At 67.8% G+C, this 25,543-nt stretch carries 22 protein-coding genes and 2 pseudogenes; 15 read left to right on the forward strand and 9 right to left on the reverse strand.

The window, feature by feature from the left end; genetic code table 11:
- Positions 1-180: 180 nt before the first annotated feature.
- Positions 181-1,134 (reverse strand): NADP-dependent oxidoreductase, encoded by a 954-nt coding sequence (locus tag J3486_RS24180; protein WP_207823669.1) that lies wholly within the window; start codon positions 1,132-1,134, stop codon positions 181-183.
- A gap of 71 nt (positions 1,135-1,205) precedes the next feature.
- On the opposite strand from J3486_RS24180, the gene J3486_RS24185 reads away from it, so the two are divergent.
- On the forward strand, positions 1,206-2,228 hold the full coding sequence (locus J3486_RS24185) for a GlxA family transcriptional regulator (RefSeq protein ID WP_229378513.1): 1,023 nt from the start codon (positions 1,206-1,208) through the stop codon (positions 2,226-2,228).
- Between the two features lie 42 nt (positions 2,229-2,270).
- Here J3486_RS24185 and J3486_RS24190 read toward each other — a convergent pair whose 3' ends face one another.
- The 4 genes and pseudogenes from J3486_RS24190 to J3486_RS24205 all read right to left on the reverse strand — a co-directional run bounded on the left by J3486_RS24190 (position 2,271) and on the right by J3486_RS24205 (position 7,541).
- Positions 2,271-3,698, reverse strand: a complete 1,428-nt coding sequence (locus J3486_RS24190) for an NAD(P)/FAD-dependent oxidoreductase (protein ID WP_207823672.1) — start codon at positions 3,696-3,698, stop codon at positions 2,271-2,273.
- A gap of 467 nt (positions 3,699-4,165) precedes the next feature.
- Positions 4,166-5,565, reverse strand: a pseudogene (lpdA, locus tag J3486_RS24195) (dihydrolipoyl dehydrogenase).
- 191 nt (positions 5,566-5,756) lie between these two features.
- Positions 5,757-6,623, reverse strand: coding sequence for an alpha/beta fold hydrolase (locus J3486_RS24200; RefSeq protein ID WP_207823674.1), 867 nt, complete (start codon positions 6,621-6,623; stop codon positions 5,757-5,759).
- Positions 6,624-6,713: 90 nt separating this feature from the next.
- The gene (locus J3486_RS24205) at positions 6,714-7,541 is read right to left on the reverse strand and encodes an enoyl-CoA hydratase/isomerase family protein (RefSeq protein WP_207823676.1); all 828 of its coding nucleotides are present in this window, start codon (positions 7,539-7,541) and stop codon (positions 6,714-6,716) included.
- A 353-nt stretch (positions 7,542-7,894) separates the two neighbouring features.
- Here J3486_RS24205 and J3486_RS24210 point away from each other — a divergent pair, with 353 nt between their 5' ends.
- The 4 genes from J3486_RS24210 (at position 7,895) to ykgO (ending at position 9,982) form a co-directional block, all read left to right on the forward strand.
- Positions 7,895-9,256: an FAD-binding oxidoreductase gene (locus J3486_RS24210; protein WP_207823678.1), complete on the forward strand. Its 1,362-nt coding sequence runs from the start codon at positions 7,895-7,897 to the stop codon at positions 9,254-9,256.
- Positions 9,257-9,397: 141 nt separating this feature from the next.
- The gene (rpmG, locus tag J3486_RS24215; protein WP_207823681.1) at positions 9,398-9,562 is read left to right on the forward strand and encodes a 50S ribosomal protein L33; all 165 of its coding nucleotides are present in this window, start codon (positions 9,398-9,400) and stop codon (positions 9,560-9,562) included.
- A 49-nt stretch (positions 9,563-9,611) separates the two neighbouring features.
- Entirely contained in the window at positions 9,612-9,863 is a 252-nt protein-coding gene (locus J3486_RS24220; RefSeq protein WP_207823683.1) for a type B 50S ribosomal protein L31, read from the forward strand.
- The gene (ykgO, locus tag J3486_RS24225) at positions 9,860-9,982 is read left to right on the forward strand and encodes a type B 50S ribosomal protein L36 (protein WP_026084623.1); all 123 of its coding nucleotides are present in this window, start codon (positions 9,860-9,862) and stop codon (positions 9,980-9,982) included. Before J3486_RS24220 ends, ykgO begins: the two co-directional genes overlap by 4 nt.
- 60 nt (positions 9,983-10,042) lie before the next feature.
- On the opposite strand, the gene J3486_RS24230 is transcribed toward ykgO, so the two are convergent.
- Positions 10,043-11,530 carry a long-chain fatty acid--CoA ligase gene (locus J3486_RS24230; RefSeq protein ID WP_207823685.1) on the reverse strand — a complete coding sequence of 496 codons (1,488 nt, stop codon included), beginning with the start codon at positions 11,528-11,530 and terminating at the stop codon, positions 10,043-10,045.
- A 488-nt stretch (positions 11,531-12,018) separates the two neighbouring features.
- On the opposite strand from J3486_RS24230, the gene hpnD reads away from it, so the two are divergent.
- The 4 genes and pseudogenes from hpnD to J3486_RS45250 all read left to right on the forward strand — a co-directional run bounded on the left by hpnD (position 12,019) and on the right by J3486_RS45250 (position 15,870).
- Positions 12,019-12,915, forward strand: a complete 897-nt coding sequence (gene hpnD, locus J3486_RS24235) for a presqualene diphosphate synthase HpnD (RefSeq protein WP_207824083.1) — start codon at positions 12,019-12,021, stop codon at positions 12,913-12,915.
- A 284-nt stretch (positions 12,916-13,199) separates the two neighbouring features.
- Positions 13,200-13,699, forward strand: a pseudogene (locus J3486_RS44290) (DedA family protein); the annotation flags it as partial.
- Between the two features lie 576 nt (positions 13,700-14,275).
- Entirely contained in the window at positions 14,276-14,611 is a 336-nt protein-coding gene (locus J3486_RS45245) for a GNAT family N-acetyltransferase (RefSeq protein ID WP_374194768.1), read from the forward strand.
- Between the two features lie 683 nt (positions 14,612-15,294).
- Positions 15,295-15,870: an N-acetyltransferase family protein gene (locus tag J3486_RS45250; protein ID WP_374194763.1), complete on the forward strand. Its 576-nt coding sequence runs from the start codon at positions 15,295-15,297 to the stop codon at positions 15,868-15,870.
- Between the two features lie 55 nt (positions 15,871-15,925).
- Here the strand turns inward: J3486_RS45250 and J3486_RS24250 are convergent, their stop codons facing one another.
- From J3486_RS24250 to J3486_RS24260, 3 genes are all read right to left on the reverse strand, one after another.
- Positions 15,926-16,117, reverse strand: a complete 192-nt coding sequence (locus J3486_RS24250; RefSeq protein WP_207823688.1) for a hypothetical protein — start codon at positions 16,115-16,117, stop codon at positions 15,926-15,928.
- A 364-nt stretch (positions 16,118-16,481) separates the two neighbouring features.
- Positions 16,482-17,321: an SDR family NAD(P)-dependent oxidoreductase gene (locus tag J3486_RS24255; protein ID WP_207823689.1), complete on the reverse strand. Its 840-nt coding sequence runs from the start codon at positions 17,319-17,321 to the stop codon at positions 16,482-16,484.
- Between the two features lie 26 nt (positions 17,322-17,347).
- Positions 17,348-18,559 carry a cytochrome P450 gene (locus J3486_RS24260; RefSeq protein ID WP_207824085.1) on the reverse strand — a complete coding sequence of 404 codons (1,212 nt, stop codon included), beginning with the start codon at positions 18,557-18,559 and terminating at the stop codon, positions 17,348-17,350.
- Positions 18,560-19,032: 473 nt separating this feature from the next.
- Between J3486_RS24260 and J3486_RS24265 the strand changes: the two genes are divergently transcribed.
- The 6 genes from J3486_RS24265 (at position 19,033) to J3486_RS24290 (ending at position 25,529) form a co-directional block, all read left to right on the forward strand.
- Entirely contained in the window at positions 19,033-19,869 is an 837-nt protein-coding gene (locus J3486_RS24265) for an alpha/beta fold hydrolase (protein ID WP_207823690.1), read from the forward strand.
- Between the two features lie 252 nt (positions 19,870-20,121).
- Positions 20,122-20,466: an SsgA family sporulation/cell division regulator gene (locus tag J3486_RS24270; protein WP_229378538.1), complete on the forward strand. Its 345-nt coding sequence runs from the start codon at positions 20,122-20,124 to the stop codon at positions 20,464-20,466.
- 526 nt (positions 20,467-20,992) lie between these two features.
- Entirely contained in the window at positions 20,993-21,484 is a 492-nt protein-coding gene (locus tag J3486_RS24275; protein WP_307804916.1) for a response regulator transcription factor, read from the forward strand.
- Between the two features lie 406 nt (positions 21,485-21,890).
- A complete protein-coding gene (locus J3486_RS24280; RefSeq protein WP_207823694.1) occupies positions 21,891-23,573 on the forward strand; it encodes a cyclic nucleotide-binding domain-containing thioredoxin-disulfide reductase in 1,683 nt (560 codons plus the stop codon).
- A gap of 85 nt (positions 23,574-23,658) precedes the next feature.
- Entirely contained in the window at positions 23,659-24,483 is an 825-nt protein-coding gene (locus J3486_RS24285) for an MBL fold metallo-hydrolase (RefSeq protein ID WP_207823696.1), read from the forward strand.
- A 476-nt stretch (positions 24,484-24,959) separates the two neighbouring features.
- On the forward strand, positions 24,960-25,529 hold the full coding sequence (locus tag J3486_RS24290) for a TetR/AcrR family transcriptional regulator (RefSeq protein ID WP_207823698.1): 570 nt from the start codon (positions 24,960-24,962) through the stop codon (positions 25,527-25,529).
- The last annotated feature ends 14 nt before the right edge of the window (positions 25,530-25,543 follow it).

The raw sequence follows: 25,543 nt of genomic DNA on the forward strand, positions 1-25,543 counted from the left end.
TTGTCCAGCAGGTGCTTTCTCACCCACGTCTTCGCGTCCGGGTGTGCAGAGCCCCTTGGAACGTGCGCTCACGGGTACCGCCAGCAGCCGGCTCCGGCTCCGTACGAACCGGGCCACTCGCACGGGCGCCCGAATGGCCACCCCGCCCTTCTGCGGGAAATGGACGAGGCGGCCATCAGATCAGGACACCACGAGGACGTTCTTGCCGGTGCCGGGCTTGGTCGCGTGCGCCTTGGCGACCTCCTCCAACGGGAATGTGGCGTCGACGACGGGAGTGAGGTGGCCTTCGTCCACCAGAGAGGCCAGTTCGTTCATGCCGAGCTGGTCGGCTTCGACGAACAGCCCGGCCAGGCGCACCCCGCGCTCAGTGGCAGCGGCCACCGCGGGAGCGAGGGATGGCGGCAGCGTGGAGACGAGGATGCCGCCGGGCTTCAGGATCTGGACGGCTTGCACGGGGTAGTCGCCCCCGATCGTCTCCAGAACGGCGTCGAGATCGCCGGTGGCCTCGGTGATCCCGGTGGTCGTGTAGTCGATCACCTCGTCCGCGCCGAGTCCGCGGACGAAGTCGGCGTTCGCACCGGAAGCCACCGCGATGACGTACGCGCCGCGCGCCTTGGCGATCTGGATCGCCAAATGGCCCACACCGCCGGCCGCACCGTTGATCAGTACGCGGCTGCCCTCGCCGATCCGGGCAGTGTCCACCAGCGCCTGCCAGGCCGTGAGGCCGGCCATGGGCAGCGCCGCGGCCTGTACGTGATCGAGGCGTTCCGGCTTGCGGACGAGGGCGCGGGCCGGGGCGATCACATACTCGGCGTAGGAGCCGTGGCCGTGCGGGAACGGCAGCATGCCGAAGACCTCGTCACCGACCTGGTGAACGGTCACGCCGGGGCCGACGGCCTCGACGGTGCCCGAGACGTCATAGCCGAGCACGGACGGCGGCTTGCCGGTGAACGCGCCCGACGTCCGGTTCATGATGTCGACCGGGTTCACGCTCGTGGCGTGCACCCGCACGAGGATCTGGCCCAGGCCGGGAGTGGGGCGGGCTGTGGTGGCGAGCTTCAGGACCTCGGGGCCCCCGTGGGCGTCCTGGCTGATGACCCGCATGGTCGGGTTCTCCTGGGTGGTGTCGTTCATGGTCACCATGGTGACGCTCATGAGCGGCATCCGCCTGTGGCACAAAGGCCAATTGTCGATAGAATTATGCCATGATCAATGCACAGAGCCCATCGGCAGCCAATGCGATGCCACATCGAGTCGTGGTTCTCGCTTTGAACGGGTCGTACCCCTTCGAGTTGGGTATTCCGGCGCGGATCCTCGGTGCGGCGGATGGTCGCTACGAGGTCGTCGTCACCTCTGTGGACGGTGGCCCGGTGCGGACCAACGGCGGGTTCACCGTCTCACCGGACCATGGCCCTCACGTGCTGGAGTCCGCGGACACGGTCATCGTCGCGCCGGTCGATCCGCACAATCTGACCCGGGAACTGCCGAGCGACGTCGCCGCCGCGCTCGCGCGCATCGCCCCGACTGCCCGCATGGCCTCCATCTGCACAGGAGGGTTCATCCTGGCCGCGGCCGGGCTTCTTGATCGACGTCCTGCCACCACGCACTGGGAATGTGCCCCCTTGTTCCGCAAGTGGTACCCGCACGTCCGCCTCGACGAACGGGTTCTGTTCGTCGACGACGGCTCCGTGCTGACCTCCGCAGGTGCGGCTTCCGGTGTCGACCTGTGCCTCCACCTGATCCGCACCGACCACGGGATTCATCTGGCCAACCGAGCGGCGCGGCGCTGTGTGGTGCCGCCCTTCCGGGAAGGCGGCCAGGCGCAGTACATCGAACGTCCGGTTCCGGAGAACGACACGACGTCCACCTCCGCCACCCGTCAATGGGTGCTGGAGCGCCTCGGCGAGCCGCTGACCCTGCCTCAGCTCGCCGAGCACGCCCACATGAGCTTGAGGACCTTCAACCGCCGATTCCGCGACGAGACCGGAGTGGCGCCGGGCCAATGGCTCATCCGGCAGCGTCTCGACCGCGCGTGCCATCTGCTGGAGTCCAGCAACCTGACCATTGACCAGATCGCCACGGAGGTCGGTTTCGCCACGTCCGCCTCACTGCGCCAGCTCATGCACGCCGAATTCGGCGTCTCCCCGGTCGCCTACCGGCGCACCTTCCAGGCTTCGGCGTCCTCCACCCGAGCCAGGAGCGCCGAGGCCGGCACGGCGGTCGGCTGAGAACAAGACCGGGTGGAGGTGTGTCCGCCGACACGCCGGCACTCACATCTGGTTCCCGACCGGCCCGTATGCACGGTCGTACTCCGCGTCCGGGACTCCGTTGGCCCGCGCGGCACGTCGTACCAGGTCAGGCGCGAGCAGGGTGGCCGGATGGGAGAGCATGAAGGTCACGTCGCGGAACGCGGCGGCCACCTCGCTGTCGTGGATCGCCGCCGCCATGATGTGGCGCATCGCCCACGCGGTGCGTTGCTGTTCCGGGCTGCTCGGTGGCCCGACCAGGCCCAGACGCGCGGTGTCCGCGGCCGTGGACGTCTGCCAAGCGGCGGCGACCACCACCCGCTGGAGCTCGAAGAAGTGCCGGGCCGAGGTATCAAGGTCCGGCTCACCGCGCAGGTACTCCGACAGACACGAAGCGTGCAGCATCGCCGAACTCATGCCCTGGCCGTAGACCGGGTTGAACGACGCCACGGCATCTCCCATCACCACCAGGCGGGCCGGGAACCGGTCGAGGGCCTCGAAGTGACGCCATCGGTTGTCGGGATGCCGGAAGGGCACGAGCCCACCGACCAGCCGCCCCCGCACGGCTTCCTGGTACACAGGCGGCAACGCCTCGCACCGCGCCTGAAAGCCCTCGGCGTCAAGCACCTGCGGGTCGTCGCCGTAGGAGGCCAGCATGACGGCCCAGCGCCGGCCCTCGACGGCGTTCACCGCTGCTCCGGCGAACCGTGCGGACGCCGCCTGCGGGCTGAAGCGCGCGATGCCGCTGAGCGGACCGGTCCAGTCGGGTGAGCGCTGGAAATGACCCGTCACGTAGCGGACGTCGACGTCGAGCCGCTCCAGCCGCGGCCGGGGGTAGTCCCCCGCCTCCAACCAGTCGGCGATCCGGCTGCCTCGGCCGGTGGCGTCCACGACGAAGTCGCTGGCCTGCACGGATTCGCCCGCCGAGGTCGAGTATCTGACGGCGGCGACGCGTTCACCTTCGTAGACCAGTCCCGAGACACGACCGACTGCGGTCTGCACGTTGGGCAATCGCAAGGTGCGCTCGCGTATCAGGGTTTCGAGGAGAGGACGGCCGCACAGGAGAAGGTTCACGTTGGGTGTGCTGACCTGCTCGACACCGTCCAAGTACGAGGCGCTGCGGTTTGGGTCCGGCAGCACCGCTCCCCGGGCCTCGGCTTGAGCTGTGACGCCGGGATACCAGCGCTCCAGTTGCCTGACGCCACCCGGCATGACGGTATGTAGCTGGGACCCCTGGGGGACACCGGGGCGCGGCGCGCCGCCGATGCCCCCTTCTCCCCCTTCGGGCTCGATGGCCACGACCCGCTCGGCGTGGTCGGAGAGGATCCTGGCGGCCAAGAGCCCCCCGATTCCCGCTCCAAGGACATGCACGGTTCCGAACAGCACAGGCGTCTCAGTTGGCGCGCGGGGGGCACTGAGACGCTGGAACACGGCGATCGGTGAGGCTGACACACACATCTCCTAGTCGATCCGGGGACTCCGCCATGCATCCCGGAAGGCACATGGGAAGGCGGTACATGTCACCCACGCGTCGCCCTGCCCCGCATGAGTCCACAGCGCAAACGGTCGTCAGGTGACCGGCCCGGTGCTCACTGGAAGCGGTGGTCGGGCAGGTCGACGGAGACGATCAGCGGCTCCGGAGCGGGGGCATGGTCCGGCTGGTGCGGGTAAGTACGCAGTTTTCACGGCTGCGTGATCCCCTGGACCTCGACCCGATCACTGAGGTGGCGGGCCGCGAGGTCGCACATGCTCGTACCCCCGTTCAGGCAGCCATGCCCTTGACTCCCAAGCACCGGAGCCGATGCCGGCACCGGGTCAGCGCAACACATGTGATGACTTTCTGGCCCTGTGGTGCCCGCGCTCCCCCGTCCTGGAGTGGGACGAGGGAGCGCGGTGCGGACGACGGACAGCATCGACGGTCACATATTGATCATGTGGCCGGCCAGACCGTGGATGGCTTCCTTGACCGACTCGCCGAGAGTGGGGTGGGCGTGTACGTTCCGGGCCACCTCGTGGACGGTCAGGTCCCACTGCTGAGCCAGCGTCAACTCCGGCAACAGTTCCGCCACTTCGGCGCCGATCAGATGCGCGCCGAGCAGCTCACCGTGAGTGCCGTCGCTGATGATCTTGACGAATCCGGCCGGATCGCCGAGCCCCTGCGCCTTGCCGTTCGCGGTGAACGGGAACTTCGCCACGCGGACGTCGAACCGCGCTCGCGCGCTTGTACCTCCGTCCACCCGAAGCTCGCGATCTGCGGCTTGCAAAAGGTGACGCGCGGAATCATGGCATAGTCGAGTTCGATCGTCTCTGCCCCGGCGATCGTCTCCGCCGCCACGATGCCCATCGACTCGGCGGCATGCGCCAGCATCAGTTTGGCCGTCACATCACCGATCGCGAAGATGTGGGGGACGCTCGTCCGCAGTCGGCCGTCGACGTCGATCGCGCCGCGCTCGGTGAGCCCCACCCCCGTGTTCTCCAGGCCGTAGCCGGTCACGTTCGGCTGGAAACCGAGGGCTTGCAACACCTTGTCGGCTTCCAGGGTCTGCTGCTGCCCGGCACGGGAGACGGTCACCCGCACTCTGCCGCCCTCCTCCAGGATCGACTCCACCCGAGTGGAGGTGAGCACCTGGATACCGAGGCGCCGGTACTGCCGGGCCAGTTCCGCGGACACCTCCTCGTCCTCCGACGGCGCCGGCCAGTCCGCGAACTCGACAATGGTGACCTGAACGCCGTAGTTGTGCAGCACGTACGCGAACTCGACGCCGATCGCACCGGCGCCCGCGATGATGACGCTGCCCGGCAGTTCCTCAGCGAGGATCTGCTCTTCGAAGGTCACCACGCGCTCGCTCAGCCGGGTACCGGGCAGCAGCTTGGCCGTGGCGCCGGTGGCGATGATGCAGTGGTCGAAGGTGACGCTCTGCGCAGTGCCGTCGGCACCCGTCACGGCCAGGGTGTGGGCGTCGGTGAAGTGACCACGCCCGTCGTACTGCGTGATCTTGTTCTTCCGCATGAGGAAGTTGACGCCCTTGGCCCGGCCGTCAGCAACCCGGCGACTGCGCCGGAAAGCCTCGCCGTAGTCGAAGCGCACCTGGCCGTCGACCTCGATACCGAAGGTCTTGGCTTCCTGGGTGAAGGTGTGTGCCAGTTCGGCGTTGCGCAGCAGCGCCTTGGCGGGAATGCAGCCGATGTTGAGGCAGACACCTCCCCAGTAGCGCTCCTCGACCACCGCTGTACGCAGGCCCAGTTGGGCTGCGCGCACGGCGGCCGTATACCCGCCGGGCCCAGCACCCAGAACGACGACGTCATAGTGTTCGCCCATCGTCAGCCGTCCTTTCGGGGTGCCGTTGCCGACGGTACGGGCGGAACCAGGGGGACACGCATGCCGCCGCCGCGGCGAGCATGAAGCTGACTGGGCATGAAAAAGAATCCTGTTTCTTGATACGTGGAATGCGGTGAGTCACGGGCAGGGCGAAATGAGCGCTCGGCCCGTCTGCGGACGGCCTACTGCCGTCAAGCGCCGAGAAAGGCGTTGACCTCGGTGGCGAACTCCACCGGGTACTGGAAGAGGAATCCGTGTCCGGCATCCGGGTAGATGCTCAGCTTCGCGTTGGGCAGGCGGTCGGCCAGCAGGTAGGTGTTCTTGGTCGGGACCATCTCGTCGTTGTCGCCGTTGGCGACCAGAACGGGCAGCTGGATGGATTCCAGACGCTGCAGGCGCGAGTCGTCACGCACGCCCCAGGCGGAGATCGCGGTGAGCTGCGCGTCCCGCACCGCCACGTCGGTCGGGGTGTCACGCTCCGCGGTGCGCAGACCGAGCCGCTCGAGGAACTCGACGCCCTTGCCCTGGCTGGAGACGCTCTTCTCAAAGAAGAGAGTGAGCAGATCCGTGGGCGTAGGAGCATCCCCCAAGGCAGTGTCACGAATGGCACCCGCCGTGTACAGGTGGATGTCACGCCCGCCTCTGGGAGCCGTGCCGGCCAGGACCATGCGCCGCACCTGCCACGGCCGAAACAGGGCGATCTCCTGGGCGATGAACCCGCCGAGGGAGAAACCGAGCAAGTCGTACCGAGGAAGCCGCAAGGCGTCGAGGAAGGCGATGGCGTTGTAGGCCATCGCCTCGACGGTGTTCGGAGTGGTGCCGGTGGAACCGCCGACGCCGGCGAGGTCCACCAGGACGACCTCCCGCTCGGCGGCGAGAGTATCCACGAACTCGGGGTCCCAGTTGTCGAGATTGGCCCGGAAGTGCACCAGGCAGACCAGCGGAAGGTTGCTCTCACTGGGCTTGCCGAAACGGCGATATCGGTACGTGACTCCGTCCGCCGCCTGCACGTGGAGGTTGGGGGTCGTTATCTGGCTTGAGACGGTCTCAGGGGTCATGGAAGAGCTCTCTCGGTCGGGACGGCTGGAGGTGATCAAGGGCGTGCACGCCGCTGCGGGTCGCGGCACGCACGGCCCGATGCCAGGCGGCTAGCTGCGGGCGCCGAGACGCTCGCCCATGTGCAACTCCAGGTCGTAGATGACCTCCGGAGCAGCCTTCGCGGACTGCCGCAGGCGTTCCTGGACGGACTCCCTCGCCAGCAGCGCGGCGAAGCGCCTGTGAGTGGCCGCCACATCAGCGGTTTCGACCTGGGGCGCGTCCTCGTTGACGATCTCCTTGACCGCACGCAGGGCTTCGGTGTCGAAGGAGGCGATACGCCGGGCGAAACGGTCGACGACAGCATCCAGTTCGGCGTCGGGGACAGCCCGGTTGATCCAACCGTAGGACGCCGCCGTGTCCGCGTCGAAGTCCTCACCGGAGGTGATGATCTCCAGCGCCCGGGACCGTCCGGTGAGCCGCAGCAGGCGTTGGATGCCGCCGCAGCCCGGGATGATGCCCGTACCGATCTCCAGTTGGCTCAGAACTGCTTTCTCCCGGCTGGCGAATCGCACGTCAAGAGCGAGCAGGAACTCGTTGCCGATGCCGCGCGCGCGGCCCCGAAGGGAACCCACGGTGATGAAGGGCGCGTTCCCCAGACGGCTGACGATGTCGAACCAGGTCGGCATGCCCTCTCCGAACTCAGCGACCCTGCCCAGGTTCAGATGCGCCATGAAGAATTCCGGAAGGGCGCTGTCGAAAACCACGACCTTCACTTCGGGGTCTGTCTCGAGCTGGTCGACAACCGTCGCCAGGGCGGTCTCCACCTCGGGGTCGTAGAGATTGAGAGGAGGGTTGTCGAAGGTGACCCTCCAGTAGCCAGGGCTGCGCTGTTCCGCACGCACGGGAGCGTGCCGGTCTGTGGTTGTGGTGTTCGACATGGGGAGATCCCTGTTCATGAGGCGCGTGTGGTGACACACCCGGTCCGGGCGAGTCACTCCGGAGTGCTGTGACCTCGAGGCTACGAACAGTCGGCTGTCGTCGCGCGCCACACGCGCCATCAGTGCCCTATGAGGCACATTCATCGACCGGCAAGACACCTCGGTCCTTCGCTCCGGCACGCTTCAGTCATTCGACAGAAGCGTGCCGCTCCCTGCGTGTACTGCAATGAATCCGAGCGGGAGTGGGCCGACGCTCGCGCTGGCGTTGGATCACACATATCTATGGTGTTCCAACGAGTCCGCCCGCGGCCTGCCTTCTCGCGCTCAGTCCCGACCTACGGAAAGTGTTACTGATGCCAGTCCCTTCGGACTCGTTCCCCGTCTCTGAGCATGCTCTCCCTGACCATCTCGCCGCCCTGGCGATACGGCCGGGGGACTCCGCCTACGACGCCGTGCGTCACACCTACACCCGCCTGGGCAGCCCGGCCGCCGTCCTCCGTGTGCGCGACGCCGAGGACATCGCGGCGGCGCTGGTCCACGCCCGGGACAGTCACCTGCCGTTGACCGTCCGCAGCGGCGGCCATGGCATCAGTGGGCGGTCCACGAACAACGGCGGCCTCGTCATCGATCTCTCCCGGCTCGCCTCGGTGACCGTGCTCGATGCGGACGCGAGACTTGTGCGCATCGAAGCGGGCGCCCGGTGGGGAGACGTCGCGGCCGCGCTCGCTCCGTACGGAATGGCGCTGTCCTCCGGTGACACGGGGGATGTCGGCGTCGGAGGGCTGGCCACCGCCGGCGGAATCGGTCTCATGGCACGGGCGCACGGACTCACCATCGACCACATGAGAGCCGCCGAGCTGGTCCTCGCCGACGGATCCGCCGTGCGGGTAGACGCCCAGCACGACCCGGACCTGTTCTGGGCAGTGCGTGGCGCAGGAGCCAACTTCGGGGTCGCCACCGCTTTCGAGTTCGAGGCCGCGCGGGTCGACGGGGTCTGCGTCGACGTCAGCGTCTTCGACGCAGCGGACACCGCCGGCTTCCTGACCCGTTGGGGAGGCTGGATAGAGAGGTCCCCGCGCGAGGTGACCAGCTTCCTGACACTGGCCACCGGTCCGGGCGGGTTGCCGGTCGCACAAGTGATGACGGTGTACGCAGGCGGTGACATGGATGCTGCCCGACCTGCCCTGCGGCCCCTGGGATCCATCGGTGCGGTACTGCAGAATCAGCTCGTCGCCACCCCCTACCATCGACTGCTGCCGGCCGGGCATCAGCCGCAGTACGCACAACAGCCCCTGACCGTGTCGCGTTCCGGGCTGCTGCATCACATCGACGACCAGGTGGCGCACGCCATCGCCACGGTCGCGCCGGCGGCCGGCATCGTGCAGCTGCGGTCCGTCGGCGGAGCGGTCAACGACATGCCGGCCACGGCCACGGCCTACGCGCACCGCACCCAGAACTTCTCCCTGATGGCGGCGACCGTGCCCGCTCTGCGCGGTGACCTCGACCAGCGCTGGGACGGGCTCACTCCCCACATCGACGGGTTGTACCTGAGCTTCGAGACACGCACAGGTCCACGACAGCTCTCGGACGCGTTCCCGCAGCCGGTTCTCGGCCGGCTGCTCACACTCAAGGATCGGTACGACCCGGACAACGTCTTCACGAACAACTTCGCGCTGCGGCGGCCCGCAGGTGACGGCGACGTGAGGAAGCGATGAGCGCTCGGTCCGGAATCGGGTCGCGGCCGACACTCACCGAGACAGCTGACGAGCGGGAATGCATCGCCGGCCGGCGATGTTGGATCAATTGTCTGACATGACCGAGTCAATGAATTCGGGTGTTGGTGGAAGGAGCCCCTCATGGCACGCAGCACCACGCGACCCGTCGTCAAGCTGAAGTCGACGGCCGCCACTGGAGTCACTTACGTGACCCGCAAGAACCGTCTGAACGATCCCGACCGGCTGATCCTGCGCAAGTACGACCCGGTGGTCGGCGCGCACGTCCAGTTCCGCGAAGAACGCTGACACCCGCCTCCGACGCCCGCGTCGGAGGTCCCCAGAGGAGGCACCACCCATGAGGCACGGCATCCACCCCGTCTCCCGTCCCGTCGTCTTCCGCGACCGGGCGGCCGGTTTCCAGTTGCTCACCCGCTCCGTCCTCGACACCGAGAAAACGGTCGAATGGGAGGACGGCGCCACCTACCCGGTCGTCGATGTCGAGATCTCGTCGGCCAGCCACCCCTTCTACACCGGCACCTCGCGGGTTGTGGACCCCGCGGGCCGTGTGGAGCGCTTCGAGCGTCGCTACGGAGGAGAAACACGATGAAGGTACGTAAGTCACTGCGCTCGCTCAAGGCCAGGCCCGGCGCCCAGGTGGTGCGCCGACGGGGCGTGACCTTCGTGATCAACAAGAAGGATCCCCGCTTCAAGGCCCGCCAGGGCTGACCCACTCACACGTCCAACGGCCCGGCACCGTATCCGCGGTGCCGGGCCGTTGTCGCGCGGTCATCGTGGAAGCCGGATCTCCCTCTTGAGGATCTTTCCGGTAGATCCCTTCGGCAGGGACGACACGATCCAGATCCTCCGCGGGTACTTGTACGGCGCGACACGAGTCTTCACGAACGAGCGCAACTCCTCCTCGGTGGCCCGGCCGTTCGGGGTGAGGACGACAGCGGCGGCGACCTCCTCACCGAGGTACTCGTCCGGGACGCCGACCACGGCCGCCTCCAGGACATCGGGGTGCTCGTAGAGCACCTCCTCGATCTCGCGCGGGTAGACGTTGTACCCGCCACGGATGATCACGTCCTTCTTGCGGTCGACGATGAAGAAGTATCCGTCCTCGTCCTTACGGGCCAGGTCCCCGCTGCGGAACCAGCCGTCCGGAATGGCTTCGGCCGTCTCCTCGGGCCGGTTCCAGTAACCGACCATGACGTTGGCGCCCCGGATGGCGATCTCACCGACCTCGCCGGGTGCCACGTCGTGGCCGGCCTGGTCCACGAGCCGCACCTCGACCCCCTCGATCGGCGTCCCTATCGAACCGGCCTTGCGGGGCCGGTCGAGGTGGTTGAAGGAGGCCACCGGTGACGTCTCGGACAGACCGTAGCCTTCTGCCACCGGACAGCCGAAGCGCTCCTCGAAGCCGTACAGCACCTCGGTCGGCAAGGGGGAGCCACCCGAGACGCACACGCGCAGTGCGCTCGCCTCGGATCCGTCGGTGACCGGCGGATGATGCAGTAGCGCGTTGTACATGGTCGGCACCGCGATGAATATGGTGACCCCCAACTCGGCGAACATGGCCAGCACCCGGGCCGGGTCGAAGCGAGGTACGAGCACCAGGCAGGCGCCCCGGCGGATCGAGGCGTTCATGCTGCCCGTCTGACCGAAAGCGTGGAAAAGCGGCAGACAGGCCATCATCACGTCGTCGAGGGTGACGTCCACGACGCGCTCGGCCAGAACCCTGGCGTTGCTGCCGAGGTTGCCGTGAGTCAGGGCTGCCCCCTTGGGCAGCCCTGTCGTCCCCGAGGTGTAGAGGAGCGCGGCGAGGTCGCCGTCGTTCCGCGCGGACGGTTCTGCCATCGGCGCCCATTCGTCGGCCGGCGTCAGATCCGCACCGACGGCGCTGAGCGGGATGCCCGTCTCAGCGATGCCCGCCGCCGCCTGTTGGGCGACGTCCTCGTGTGCGAACAGGCGGACGGCACCCGAGTCGGCCAGGCAATGCCTGATCTCCCCCTCCTTGAGGAGCGGGTTCATGGGGACGACGACTCCGCCGGCGCGCAGCACGCCGTAGTAGAGGGCGACGAACGCCGGGACATTCGGCAGCATCAGGGCCACCCGGTCGCCGGGCACCAGCCCGTCCGCCCGGAGCGCCCCCGCGACGCGGGAGACGGCCTCGTCCAGCTCCGCGTATGTCGTCACGGCGTCACCGAACCGTAGGGCGGGGTGATCGGGGTGAAGCCGCGCTGTAGCCGACAGGTTCTCCGCGATGTTCGGCATGTGTCCTCCTGCTTGACGGCCCGGCAACGGTTCCCGTGCCCGGTGCGGACCCCCGCCCCGGCCCCACGAGCCGGCGGCCTCTGATCGACGAACGTGACTCGCCAGCCTCGGCACCCGCCGTACAGCTGACACACGTGTTTGCTCAGTGCAACGTAGCAGCCCTCCCTCGGCGGGTGGGACCGCCATCGAGAGTAACCGGCCCCGCACCTCCGGCAGTTGCGGTCTCTCCGGGGGCCAAACTCTCGACGGGTGAGAACCCAGCTCACAGGAGGGCACCCACACGCCCACCGCCCCTAACATGTGTGAGCCTCAAATGGCTCCGTTCCGTGCGTTCGCGTCCCGAAAGGGATGACCTATTTCCTCTCTGATCGCGCACGGCCGCAAGCGCCCCACCGGAGTCCTACGCTGACGTGGCCGCGTCCGTCGGCTTCGACGAGCACTCGGGCGGCCTTCCCCCCTCAGCAGAAGAGTTGATCAGTGTGGCTGCAATCGGTGACCGCGTCCATGCGCGCCCGAACAAGGTGCTGGCGGCATACCGCCATTGCGAGGAAGTGACACGCGCAGAGGCAAAGAACTTCAGTTACGGTCTCCGCCTCCTCCCCGGCTCCAAACGGCAGGCGATGTCCGCGATCTACGCATTGGCGCGCCGGGTGGATGACATAGGCGACGGCAACTTGGAACCTGTGCGCAAGACAGAGCTGCTCGCTCAGGTCGGCTCGATGGTCGATGCACTGGCGGCGGGCCGGATGGAAGACGACGAGACGGATCCAGTGTGGATCGCCCTCGCGGACGCGGCTCAACGTTTTCCGATCCCGTTGGAGGTGTTTCAGGAACTGATCACGGGCGTCACGATGGACGTCGAGCAGGCGGAGTACAAGAGCTTCGAGGACCTGCTCGTCTACTGTCGGTGCGTGGCGGGCTCCATAGGACGACTGTCGCTAGGGGTCTTTGGTTGCACGGACGCCGAGCGGGGACGGGAGTACGCCGACACGCTGGGGCTCGCCCTGCAGATCACCAACATCCTCCGGGACGTCCGCGAGGACGCCACGATGGGCAGGCGCTATCTTCCCGCCGAGGACGTCGCACGTTTCGACTGCGACGAAGCGTGGTTCGCCACCGGCCTGGTCCCCTCCGATGCGGATTTCGACGCTCTCGTCCGACACGAGGCGAGCAGAGCCCGGACATTGTTCGACGAGGGTTTGCGCCTGCTTCCACTGCTCGACCGTCGAAGCCGGGCCTGTGTCGGTGCGATGGCCGGCATCTACCGCAACCTGCTCGACACCCTTGACGGCGAGCCGGCTGCGGTGTTGGCCGGCCGGGTCTCCCTCACTGCGGGAGTCAAGACCCGCGTGGCGCTCGCGGCCCTCCTGGGACGCGTGCGTTGAAGGCGCCATGGGGAGACCGGTTCGGGTAGCACGGGGTTGAGCACTGACGCCGATGCACGTACCGCGTACACGACTGTCCCGGCGCACCGAAGCCTCGGTGTGGGCCGGGCCCCGCGGGCGAGCGGCTCCCCCGGGGCCGTCGCACATCTGCTTACCTTCACCTCTCCCAGAAAGGCGGCCGTGGATTGAAGACGGAGCCGATCCACCTCGCTGCGCAGCTCGCCGTGAACGTGCGGGACGCTCGGTCCCTGCTGGTCACATTCGGCGTGCTGGGTGTCGGGCTGGTGATGTTCGCCGAGACAGGACTGCTGCTCGGCTTCTTCCTGCCCGGCGACTCTTTGTTGTTCACAGCCGGCCTGCTGTGCACCGACGGATCCGAACGGAGCGTGCACCTCGAGCTGGGACCGCTGCTGCTCGCGGCTGCCGTGGGCGCGCTGGCCGGCGCACAGTGCGGCTACGCGATCGGCCGGAAGGGCGGACGGGCGCTGCTGGCCCGCAGCCGCTCGAAGAGACTGCACGAAGGAGCGCAAAGAGCCGAAGAGTTGCTGAAGCGGTACGGCTACGCCAAGGCCATCGTGCTGGCCCGCTTCATACCGGTGGTACGACCGTGATCAATCCCCTGGCAGGAGTTGTGGCCGTGCCGGCGCGGACGTTCGCCGTCTGGCAGGTCACCGGAGGGGTGCTCTGGAGCGCCGGCCTGACTTTGGCGGGATACGCCATGGGGACCTCGATCCCCGACGTCGACCGTTACCTGCTTCCGCTCGTCGCGCTGACCGTGATCGTGTGGCAGGGGATCGGACGATCGACACCGTTGGCTCGAACCTATTTACCGCCAGAAATCCAGAAGAGGAAAATACGTATGAGGACCACTGTGCCGACCGGTCTGAGTGAGCGAGTCGAGATCGAGGCCTACGCGGACTTCGCAGCCGGGGCGCCGCTGTCCGTCAGGCAGGCGCTGGGGGCTCGCCACCAACGGTTCGACTCAGCGCTTGCGGTGGCGGTCCGTGAAGACCCCAGCCATTTCTTCGACCGGGTCGGCGGGTTCGGCGAGGAGCCGGTCACGGCCGACCTCATCGCGCGAATTTGCGACTTCTACCGTGAACAGGGCGCATCCAGCGCCTCGTTCATGCTCGCCCCGGCATCCCTGCCGCAGGACTGGGCCGCAATCGCCGCCGAACTGGGCCTCACCGAGGGGCCGCACTTCGACAAGCTGGGGTGCGCCACCGACACCGCGCTCGCCACGGCCGACGGCGTCGCCGCACTCGAACCGGATCTGCGCGTCGGACCGATCGCACCCGACGAGGCGCGCGAGTGGGCCACAGTCATGATGACCACCTTCGGATTCAACAAGCCCACGGGAATGATAGACATGGCGGCGTCCTGCGTCGGCAGGCCGGACTGGCGGCAGTACGCCGTCTGGGAGGGCGAGCGGATCATCGCAGTCGGCAGCCTCTACCTGCATGGTGGGTGCGCAGACATGTTCGGCGGGGCGACCCTTCCTGAGGCGCGTGGTCGCGGAGCGCAGTCGGCACTGCTCACCGCCCGTATCCGGGCGGCGCGAGACGCAGGCTGCCGCTGGCTCGTCGCCGAGACCGGCACAGAAGGCTCCGGCGAGCACAACACGTCTTTGCACAACATGCTGCGCGCCGGCTTCGAGCGGCTCTACGAGAGGGTGACCTGGGTCTGGCGCGGCTAGACAGTCCGGACCGGGTACGCCTGAGGACTGCTCCCGCCCGTCTGAGGGCATACGTTCCCGATCCTGCCGGATGTACCCGAGGCGAAACACCCCAGGGAAGCAGGTGACCTTCGCCGTCGCAGGGCGACGTGTCGGCGGACGTCGGAGAGATCTCCGCGAGCTCACCGACATGGGCATGGGCGCGGGCCTGCGCTCTCTGCGGTACTGGGCGTGGTCTCGCTGACCGGCGGCTGCGCGGGCATTGTGGCCGCGGCCCGCGAGTAGCTCATCGGGCGGTTGCGGACCGAGACGTCCGCACGCGCCGCCCCGCAGATCAACGAGGCCGTGCCGACGCCTGGCACAACGCGGCTCTGTGAGGCGCAGTGTTCGCGCTCCTCGCAGGATCGTCGGCGCCTTCGTTCTCGTACGACCCGCGTTCGGTGCTCCGCGCCAGCCGCATGCGACCTGGATCGGGCCGTTCGCCTGGGCCGACGTCTCGCTCGGGGGCATCGGCCTGCTGCCGGCCCCGTTCTCACATGCACCGGCGCTCTCCTGATAGCACTCTCAGCCCGATGCGCGCAGGCCACTCCTCGTCGGGCACCCGGCCGGACCGAGCGCGCATCGTGCAGGGCGCAGGGACCGCGATCGTGCGGTCCTGAGTCCGGCCTCACACCCCCAACGACAGGCTCTGGAAGTGACGTTCGATGCCTCTGTCCCCCGCCTCACCCGGCCCAGACGGACACCTGATCCTGATCCGGTCCGGCCGAGCCACCGTGACCCGGCCCGCAGTGACGTCGGACCTCACGGCTGTGAACGCCATGCACGGCCGGTGTTCACCGGACACGATCTACAGCCGGTACCAGACGGTCCGTTCCGCGCTGCGGGAACAGGAGTGGGCTCGGTTGACCCGCCCCGGGCACGGTGTCACCTGGGTGACTGCTCCGCTGGACGCTCCCGACACGGTCATCGCCGTCACCCATCTGCTGCGCGGTGACACCGAGCGGTGCGGCGAGCTCGCTCTGCTGGTGGAGGACGACTGGCAGGACGCGGGCCTGGGAACGGCCCTGGCGCGATGGACCCTCTCCCGAGCGGCGGACCTGGGCATGAGCACCGTCATGGTTCTCACATCCGCGTCCAACCGGCGTATGAACGCCATCTGCCGTGGCCTGGGTGCGCGAACGGCCCCTGCCGGCGGCCGGTGTGCCTCGGAGATGCGGGGTTACGACCTGGTGCTGCTCGAACTGCCCGTGCCTCAGCGGTTGAGGTCGCAGAACATGTGAGCAAGGGAGACGCCCGCCGGACCATTCCGCATATCGACCCGCTCCGGGGTGTCGCTCAGGGGGCGGCCGATGCCGACTGCGCTTCCGTACCCTTCATGTAGACGATGTCCGACTCCGTGTCCTGGTCGGGAACCGACTCCGTTCCAGGTCTTGCCGACGTGTTGACGGTCACGGCGAGGAGGGCGAGCAAGGTGATCGCTGCCGCGATGACCAGTTGAGGGTTGACGCGAATCTTTTGGAAAGTCATGCGGCCTTCTGTGCAAGGGAGTCGGACACTACGCCTTCGCCTCCTCGAATGCCCGTCGGGTTCATCGCGCACGGGAGGAGGGAGCGTGACCCCAGCATGGCCCGAAAGCCTCGTGGGTGCTTCTGTCAAACGACTACCGCAATCTGCGGCACACATGTGCTTCGGTCCTCGCCTGCAGCGTTCGCGACCCCAAGTCCCCCTGGAGCGGTGACTGGAGACAAGCGGAGCGGTCACCAGCCAGGTCATGCACGCTCATTTCCGCCGGGGCGGCGACGCCGTCGGTTCGGTGTCGGCCATGAGCCGAACCCACCATCACGCCGACGTCGCCCTGTGCCGGTCCACCACCGCAGACTCGACGCTGCGGTCACTGGGGCGGCGTTGTCCGCACCCCTTGGTCGCGCGTGAGCAGGTACTGCAAGGGGGCGTCGGCGTGCGGTCCCTCGCCGGCGATCAGCAGGCCCGCGTGCCGGCCGAGATCCTCGGCCCCGAACCAGTGGGGGCTGTCGGCGCCGATCGCCGCTCGCGGACGGGTCCGGATGGGGCCGATGACCAGCTCGTAGATTCTCGGTCCGGCTCCGTCCAGTTCAGCGGTGAGAGACCGCACCAGGGACTTCTTCGCTGCGTTGGTAGCACCGACGAGCGCGGCGAACGGATAGGGGATCTCGGCGCTGAATCCGCTGAGGTGCACCAGCGCACCCTCCTTCGAGAGCAACGGGGTCAGCGTACGCAACGCGTGGAAGTGGCTGGTCAGGTTGGCCGCGATCATGCGCTGCCACTCCTCGGACGTTGTGTCCAGGATGCTGGTGCGCTCCGGGCTCCCCCAGTCACCGATCGTGATCACGACCCCGTCGAGCGCGCCCAGAGCCGACAGCCGTTCGCGCACGCCCGCGGTGTCCGGGGATCCGACGTCCACCACCTCGGTGTCGAGTGTGCCCGGACCTGCTTCTTCGACGTACGCGGCGAGACGGGACAGCCGCTCCTCGTCACGGCCGGTGGCCACCACCCTCGCGCCCTGCAGAAGCAGGGCCCGGGTCATTCCCTCACCGATCCCGCCCGTGGCGCCCGCCACCAGTACGGTACGTCCGGACAAGCTGTGTTCATTTTCAGTATGCATGCCGCTCATGGGCGGAATATTGCGGCGGTGCCAGTACTTTCGGTGGCCGAGCAGCCAGAATCTGCCCCATCGGTCCACGGTCGTGCCCAAGAGACGCGCTTCTCGGCGTCATGCGTTCACAGGTGTTTCGTGCGCACTGGCAGGGCCATCAGTCCGCGCGATCGCATCGACGGGCGTCGGCGCAGGTCCTGCGCGGGAACGGCGAGCGAGAGGTCGGGGAAGCGGTCGAACAGGGCAGTGAGTGCGATGCCCGTCTCCATCCTCGCCAGCGGGGCACCGAGGCAGTAGTGAATGCCATGTCCCAGGGCCAAGTGCCCGGTGGCGTCCCGGGCGAGGTCCAGCCGGTCGGGCTCGGGGAAGCGACTCGGATCACGGTGCGCGGCGGCGAGCGACAGCAGGACCGTCTCACCGGCCGGTACGGTGACGCCGCTGATCACGACGTCCTCGGTGGGGAAGCGGCGGATGGCCAGCGGTACGGGACCGTCGTAACGTGCCAGCTCTTCCACTGCCCGGTCCAGCAGACCGGGATCAGCTCGCAGCTCGCCCAATTGGTCCGGGGCCGCGAGCAGGGCCGCGACCGCGTTGCCGATGAGGTGCACCGTGTTCTCGTATCCCGCGACCAGGACGAGGAAGGCCAGCGACGTCAGCTCGTCCTCGCTGAGGCGGTCCTCCTGGTCGCGCACGGCGATCAGGGCGGACAGCAGATCGTCGGCGGGGCGAGCTCGCTTGTCGGCGATCAACTGGGTGAAGAAGAGCAGCAGTTGTCTCACAGCATCCCTGGCCCGTTCCGGCCGCGCCGGATCGGGGGCCACCAAAGCGTCGGTCCAGGCACGGAAGTCGAGCCGCTGGGACGAGGGCACACCGAGAAGGTCGCAGATCACGACGATCGGCAGCGGGGCGGCGTAAGCGGAGATGAGGTCGACCTGCTCCTGCTCGGACAGGGCGTCGAGCAGATGGTCCGCGGCACGCCGAACCGGCAGCCGCAAGCGCTCGATGTGCCGGGGAGTGAAGGCCTTGGAGACCATGCGCCGGATACGTGTGTGGTCCGGCGGATCCATATTGAGGAGGTTGGCGTCCAACGCGGGCGGCAGGGCCATACCCCGGTAGCCGCCCGGGGTCGCGTTGCGTTTGTCCAACGACAGCCGAGGGTCGGTGAGGGCCTGACGGACGTCTTCGTACCGTGTGACCAACCAGGCGGGGAGGCCGTCCGTGCCAATGACCTGGTGGACCGGCCCCTCTTCGCGGAGCCTGCCGTAGACCGCGTACGGGTCCTGGAAAAGCCGGTCGGAATCAACGTCCGCAGGTGAGTGGTTAGTTGACTTGCTCATCGCATCAGCTAAGCAGATCACCGCGACGCCGCCGCCACACCCCCGGCGGTAGGTCAGTGGGGCAACAGCCTCAGCCTCTTTTCGCAGTCGGGGCAAGGAGCCGGTGAAGGCTCGTCCTCTTCTTCGGCACCATGAGTCATTTGACTGCGTAGCCGTTCGGGGCTCCCCGGGCTTGGGCGCCATCGGGGGCAGAAGTCCCGCGACCTGCGCCGCCCTCGCGATCCAGATTCGTCGGCGTAGCACATCGCCGCAGGTCACCGAATGGTGTCCGATGAAAACCCAGAGGTTCAAAAGGTAAGTCGTTAGACGGATTCACTGGTGGGTGCCGCGGGGCGATGGTGGGTCCGTCGCCCGGCAGAAAGTAGGCCGGACGACATCCGCTCGCGACGTCGGCACGGTCCGCCCCCCGAAGTCGCGGCATCCACCATCACGTCGGCGCGTCACGCCGGCACAGCATGTTTGAAGGGAAAGCCATGTCGTTCATCACGGTTGGCCAGGAAAACTCCACCACCATCGACCTGTACTACGAGGACCACGGCACCGGGAGGCCCGTCGTCCTGATCCACGGCTACCCCCTTGACGGCCGTTCCTGGGAGAAGCAGACCGCGGCCCTGCTCGCCGATGGCTACCGCGTCATCACCTACGACCGCCGCGGATTCGGCCAGTCCAGCCAGCCCACCACCGGCTACGACTACGACACCTTCGCCGCCGACCTCAACACCGTCATGGAGACGCTCGACCTGCACGGCGCGTCCCTGGTCGGATTCTCCATGGGTACCGGCGAGGTCGCCCGCTACATCTCCACGTACGGCTCCGCCCGGGTCGCCAAGGTCGCCTTCCTCGCCTCCCTGGAGCCCTTCCTCCTGAAGACGGACGAGAACCCCACCGGCGCCGAGACAGCCGACTTCTTCCAGGGCGTGTCCGACACGGCCAAGAACGACCGCTACGCCTACTTCACCTCCTTCTACAACGACTTCTACAACCTCGACGAGAACCTGGGCACCCGCATCAGCGAGGAAGCCGTGCGCAACAGCTGGAACGTCGCAGCGAGCGGTGGCGCCCACGCCGCGTGGGCGGCCCCCCTCACCTGGCCCACCGACTTCCGGGACGACATCCCGCACATCGACGTCCCGGCGCTGATCCTGCACGGTACCGCCGACAACGTCCTGCCGATCGACTCCACCGCTCGGCCTTTCCACAAGGCGCTCCCCCAGGCCGACTACGTCGAGGTCGACGGTGCCCCGCACGGCCTGCTGTGGACGCACGCCGAGGAAGTCAACTCCGCCCTCCTCTCCTTCCTGGCCAAGTAGTCACGAAGGTTCCGCGGTGGCCCGTACTCCGACTAAGCGGTGCGGGCCGCCGCGCGGCAGACAGGTAAAAACATCCGACGGACCAGGACGTGTCCGCGCACGGAGGAGCAGAACTGCATGAACGGGCCCGGAGGCGACCACAGCCACAACTGCCCTACGAATACAGGCTTCCGACCCGTTCTCCGCTTGCCGGTCCGCCTGCTGTCGGGCGCCTTCGAAAGCACCGAGACCTCTGTTCGGTTGCGGGCACGGATGAGCTACACCGTGAGCGAGCCGTTCTCGGTCGGCGTCGAAATCCGCACCGGGACCGCCGAATCACTGCGCTGGACGGTGTCCCGAGACCTGCTGGACGTCGGGACCTCGAAGCCTCAAGGGATGGGAGCCCACCGGATCTGGCCCTCCCGACGGTATTTGCTGTCCTGCCGGAGGCTGTATCTCGGTCTTGGTGGGCCGAGGACACCTTTCACTTTGGAGATGGACCACTGCCAGGTCAGAGCCTGGCTGGACGCCACCTATGAGTTGGTGCCTCGGGGGAGCGAGCCGGAATTGCTCGACTGGGAAGCGCTGGCGCGGGAACTGCTGCAGCGGCGCGACTGAGTATGAACAGCGCCTGCCGACTCTCGCCACTGTGTGCACCGCACCCGTCACACCTGTCGTGCCGACGAACACGTCACATGACAGACGTCGGCATGCGCAGACCCGTTTGGTTTGGAATTGCCTTGTTGCCCGATAACACTCCCCTCACTAGCCCGTGCGACACACCCTCGCTCGAGGCCCTTCCGACGAGGCTGAGCGCAACGGCGAGTGTCTCGCCACCGGGCGTCAGCACCCCGCAGACAACTGGACAGCACCGCCAGGAACTCGGTGATCGCACATGAGAAACAACGCCGTCGAAGCTCCCGTGCGGAGTGACGTCAGTCCCGTCAGCCGTTTCCCTTTGACCTCTGTGCGGGGCATACCGGCGATGGGGGCTCCGAGAAGGGAGCCTGATCCGGACACACTGCCGATAACGCTCGCCCTGACGGCGAGCGACACACTCACGGAGGAGGGTGCCCGAGCCTGCCTCGGCGGGTGGGCCGGCGTACACGTGGTGCCCTGGAGAGAGCGGCAAAGCGCCGACATCGTGGTGGTGCTGGACCGCACGGTGACGCTGGCGACGCTCCGTCTGGTCGAGGAGGTCGCCGGTTTCGGGCAGGGTCCGGGCGTCCCGGTGTTACTCGTCGTGGACACCATCAGCGAGCGGCACCTGATGTACGCGGTCGAACGCGGCGTGGTGGGTGTGCTGCTGCGCGGCGAGGTCGGTTACGCCGACATCGTGCGGGCCAGTCGCAAGGCGCTGTGCGGAGAGTCTCCGCTGCCGCCCACACTGGTGCGCGCACTCATCGAGCGCCTGCGCTCCCTGCCCGGGCAGCAGCCAGGCTCCGGCGACCTGTCAGCCCGGGAGTTGGAGGTACTGCGGCTGCTGGCCGAAGGGCTGAGCACAGCTGAGGTCGCGGGGCGCCTCAACTACTCGGAACGCACCATCAAAAACGTGCTGCACGACGTGATCACACGGCTGCGACTACGCAACCGGACGCACGCGGTGGCTTATGCCATCCGCAGCGGCGCTCTGTGAGGCCAGCGCCGCCCCCGAGACCGTCGTGGCAGGTCACGCCGGGTTATACGGAGCAGGTATGGCAGCTCTTCCAGTAACTCGGGGCTCAGCGGGCCATGGTTCGCGACGCCCAGCGCCGTCGGGAACGATGGCTCCGCACCAGCCCCACCCATCTCTCGTCGCCACAGGGCTCAACCTGCTCGACGAACCGGATCGGCCCGAAGAAGCGGCTCAGCTGAGCACTTGGCACCCTTTGGCGTCCGGTGCGACAAGGCCACGGAGCGGATGGTGGAGAACTCCGCGTCGCGAGTCCGCCTCGCCCGTGAAGGTACCCGTTCGTGCAAGGGGATTGTCCTTGCGTGCAGGAGTGCGTCATATAGCCACACCTGACAGGCGATTCGCGGGCCCGGCGCCGCATTCTTCAAGCATGGCAACCTCTTTCCCCGAGATCGGTGACCGTCCGGACGATCTCGCCCTCGCCGCCGAAGTGCGGCTGAACGACGGACAACTGGCCCGGGCCGCCCAGTACGCGACTTGCGAAGAGGTCCAAACGGGCGAGGTTCTCTACCGCGTCGAGGACGACTCGGTAGATCTCTTCCTGTGTGGGACAGCGACGCTGGAAGCGACCATCCCGTCGTCCGACGACGGAGACGGTCACCTGTTCATGACCCACAGCCCCGGCCAGTTCGCCGGCGAACTCAATCTGCTCACCGGGCAGCGACGCGGACTGACCGTACGGGTCGCTGCCGGCGGCACCGTTCATCGGGTGCGCCCTGAAGCCTTTCGCAGGCTCATGGCCCAGGAGACCGAGCTGTCGGACCTCATCCTGCGCGCCGTCCTCGCCAGGCGACGACTGCTGCGCCAGGCGACGGAGCAGAACTTGCGGATCGTGGGCACCGCCGGGTCGGCCGCGGGCCTGGCCATGCGCACCTTCCTGGACCGCCAGGGTGTTCCGCACCAGTGGCTCGACGGCGACTCTCCCCAGGGAGCGGAAGCGCTCCGCGGGGCCGGGCTGACCGAGGACGACCTGCCCGCCGCACTGACCTCGCACGAAGCGACTCCCCTGGTGACTCCGGGCGTTCTGAGCCAGCAGCTCAACCTGACCTACCGCCGTCCGGGACGCGGCTCGGCCGACCTCACGGTCGTGGGCGCCGGTCCGGCGGGACTGGCGGCGGCGGTGTACGGCGCGTCCGAGGGACTGGAGACGGTCCTGCTGGACGGGGTGGCCGTGGGCGGCCAAGCCGCCACGAGTGCACGTATCGAGAACTACCTCGGTTTCCCCTTCGGCCTCAGCGGGGCGGACCTGACCGCGCGTGCCGCTGTGCAGGCGCTGAAGTTCGGCGTGCACCTCGCCAGCCCGTGCGGCGTCACCGGACTCGGCACGCAGGGCGGCGACCACATCGTGACCTTGATGGACGGGACTCGCATCAGCACCCGGGCGGTGATCGTCGCCACCGGCGCGGAGTACCGGGCGCTCCCCCTCGACGGCTGGACGGAACTGACGGGATGCGGCATCTACTACGCGGCCACCGACCTGGAGACCCAGGCGGTGGCGGGACGGCCGGTCGTGGTGGTCGGCGGCGCCAACTCGGCGGGACAGGCTGCACTGCACCTGGCCCGGTACGCCTCCGAGGTCACGCTGGTGGTGCGGGGGGCCGATCTCGGCGCGCGGATGTCCGCGTACCTCGTGGAGCGCATCAAGAGCGATCCGCGGATCACCGTTCTCACCGGCACTCAGGTGACCGAACTGCACGGTCGACCTCACCTCGATGGAGTGTCTCTGGCCACCCGCGCCGAGGTCACCGAGGAACAACGCGTCGACTGCGCCGGCCTGTTCTGCTTCATCGGAGCGCGTCCGGCGACGTCCTGGCTGAGCGGGGTTCTCCTGAACTCGGCCGGGTTCGTGCCGACGGACCGCCAGTTGTCGCCGGAAGAACTCGGCCCGGCATGGAAGGAGCTGGGGCGCGAACCGCTGCCGTACGAAACGAGCGTCCCCGGCGTGTTCGCCGCCGGTGATGTGCGGCTGGACTCCATGAAGCGCGTCGCCGCCGCGGTCGGCGACGGGGCGAGCGCGGTGCGTTCGGTCCACCAGTACCTCGCCACGCTCTGAGCCTTGTGCATGGCCCAGCTGACAGATGTGTATGGGCGTTCCGGACGACAGACAGCGTCTGGTGCCCGCGATGAAATGAGCCTGAATGAGAAAGCATTTGCGTGACGAGGACATCGTCCACATCGGGGACGGCGTGTATCTGGTGTCGGGCAGCAACACCAACTGGGTGATCATCAAAGACGGCAACGACGCCACTCTGGTGGACAGCGGATACCCAGCCGACCACGACCTGCTACTGGCCTCGCTCGATGCGGTGGGGTTGAAGCCCGAAGGCGTACGCGCGCTTCTCGTGACGCACGCCCACAGCGACCACATCGGTGCCGCGGAACGCCTGCGAGCCACCTATGGCACGCCGGTCATGATGCACGAGGAGGAGGTCCCGCACGCCCGGCGGGATTACCTTCACCAGGTCTCCGCCGGTCAGGTGCTGGCACAGTCCTGGCGACCGGGGGTCCTGCCGTGGGCCGTTCACGCCATTCGGGCCGGCGGCACCGCCCACGTGCCTGTCACCGAGCCCTCACCCTTTCCCGCGCCGGGTCCGCTGGACCTGCCGGGGGCGCCGGAGCCCGTACGCACACCGGGACACACGGAAGGACATTGCGCTTACCTTCTGGCCGACACCGGAACACTGATCAGCGGTGACGCGCTGGTCACCGCGCATCCGACGTCCCGGATCGACGGCCCCCAGATCCTCCCGGCCATGTTCCACACCGACCGGTCCAGAGCGCTGCACTCCCTGGAACTCCTGGAGGCCGTTGAGGCCGACGTCATCCTGCCCGGGCACGGTCCGGCACACAGGGGCAACGTCAAGCAGGCCGCCGTACGGGCTCGCGAGCTCGCTGCGCGGGAGGGTGGGCGAGTCCGTGACCGAGCACGACTCCACCGGCATCCGGTGCGGCGTGCGCCTTGATCCGGGCCGCCGTGGACAAGCCCCGCGGTGCACACTCAGCAGATCGTGAGGAAGCCGGTTACCGTCGACGAGGATTTCCCGCGTCTGTTCTTCCCGGAGATGAAGGAGCCGTCGGCGCAAGCAAGGGGTTCCGGGACTGTCAGGAGGAACTGACACTTCCGGTTCCGGTGGTCAACGTACGCCACGTACCCCGTGTCGCAGAAGCTGTCCAATGCCAGGGTGATCCTCTACAGCGACGTCGGGCACGGCTTCCTGTTTCAATGCCCCCGGACTTCACCCATGAGGTGCACCGCGTCCTGCCCGCCTGACCGAAAGAACCGCCTGGTGGGACAACCGCTCCGCTTCGCCCGACCGTCGCGCGACACCAGGCGCTCACTTTCCGACGCTGTCGAGCGCCTCTGACCACGGACGACCCCGGCATCACGGTGGAAACCGAGCAGTTTTCCACGAGGCGGGGGCAGCGTTACCCTCACCTCATGAGGAAAGACGCGAAGGCGAGCTCCCGTGAGCGGCTGCTGGAGGCGACCGCGGAACTCACCTACCGGGAGGGCGTCAACGTCGGGGTAGAGGCGCTCTGCCAGGCTGCCGGGGTCTCCAAGCGCTCGCTGTATCAGTTCTTCGACACCAAGGACGAACTCCTGGCGGCCAGTCTGGAACGCAGGGCGTCCGCCTATGCGGCTCGCCTGCTGCCGCCGCCCGAGGCGGAGCTCTCGCCGCGTGAACGCCTCTTCTACCCGTTCACATGGCTGGAGTCCGCGGCCGCCGATCCCGAGTACCGGGGATGCCCCTACCTCTCCGTTCAGGTGGAGCTGAAAAACACCGACCATCCGGCCAGGCGTGTGGCGCACCAGGTGAAGGGCGAGCTGACGGAGTACCTGCGCGCTGCCGCCGAGGACGGCGGCGCGGTGGAGCCGGACCTCCTCGCCCGGCAGTTGATGATCATTCTCGACGGGGCGAGCGCTCGTGCCGGCGTCCAAGCCGACGACCTCTCGAGCGTGCTGCTTACTGCCGTCGTCGCCGTCGTCGATGCCGCAGGTGTGCGCTGACGCGTGCACCACGA

The sequence above is a fragment of the Streptomyces sp. VRA16 Mangrove soil genome, assembly GCF_017377775.1.
Taxonomy (GTDB): Bacteria; Actinomycetota; Actinomycetes; order Streptomycetales; family Streptomycetaceae; genus Streptomyces.

Coding starts and splice junctions, on each gene's coding strand:
- J3486_RS24205 (WP_207823676.1), bottom strand. CDS start 7,541: ATGTCGAACACCACAACCACAGACCGGCACGCTCCCGTGCGTGCGGAA.
- rpmG (WP_207823681.1), top strand. CDS start 9,398: ATGGCACGCAGCACCACGCGACCCGTCGTCAAGCTGAAGTCGACGGCC.
- J3486_RS45245 (WP_374194768.1), top strand. CDS start 14,276: ATGATAGACATGGCGGCGTCCTGCGTCGGCAGGCCGGACTGGCGGCAG.
- J3486_RS24200 (WP_207823674.1), bottom strand. CDS start 6,623: ATGACCCCTGAGACCGTCTCAAGCCAGATAACGACCCCCAACCTCCAC.
- J3486_RS24270 (WP_229378538.1), top strand. CDS start 20,122: ATGAGCTACACCGTGAGCGAGCCGTTCTCGGTCGGCGTCGAAATCCGC.
- J3486_RS24180 (WP_207823669.1), bottom strand. CDS start 1,134: ATGAACGACACCACCCAGGAGAACCCGACCATGCGGGTCATCAGCCAG.
- J3486_RS24230 (WP_207823685.1), bottom strand. CDS start 11,530: ATGCCGAACATCGCGGAGAACCTGTCGGCTACAGCGCGGCTTCACCCC.
- J3486_RS24285 (WP_207823696.1), top strand. CDS start 23,659: ATGAGAAAGCATTTGCGTGACGAGGACATCGTCCACATCGGGGACGGC.
- J3486_RS24260 (WP_207824085.1), bottom strand. CDS start 18,559: ATGAGCAAGTCAACTAACCACTCACCTGCGGACGTTGATTCCGACCGG.
- ykgO (WP_026084623.1), top strand. CDS start 9,860: ATGAAGGTACGTAAGTCACTGCGCTCGCTCAAGGCCAGGCCCGGCGCC.
- J3486_RS24210 (WP_207823678.1), top strand. CDS start 7,895: ATGCCAGTCCCTTCGGACTCGTTCCCCGTCTCTGAGCATGCTCTCCCT.
- J3486_RS24220 (WP_207823683.1), top strand. CDS start 9,612: ATGAGGCACGGCATCCACCCCGTCTCCCGTCCCGTCGTCTTCCGCGAC.
- J3486_RS24250 (WP_207823688.1), bottom strand. CDS start 16,117: ATGACTTTCCAAAAGATTCGCGTCAACCCTCAACTGGTCATCGCGGCA.
- J3486_RS24185 (WP_229378513.1), top strand. CDS start 1,206: ATGATCAATGCACAGAGCCCATCGGCAGCCAATGCGATGCCACATCGA.
- J3486_RS45250 (WP_374194763.1), top strand. CDS start 15,295: ATGCCTCTGTCCCCCGCCTCACCCGGCCCAGACGGACACCTGATCCTG.
- J3486_RS24290 (WP_207823698.1), top strand. CDS start 24,960: ATGAGGAAAGACGCGAAGGCGAGCTCCCGTGAGCGGCTGCTGGAGGCG.
- J3486_RS24280 (WP_207823694.1), top strand. CDS start 21,891: ATGGCAACCTCTTTCCCCGAGATCGGTGACCGTCCGGACGATCTCGCC.
- J3486_RS24265 (WP_207823690.1), top strand. CDS start 19,033: ATGTCGTTCATCACGGTTGGCCAGGAAAACTCCACCACCATCGACCTG.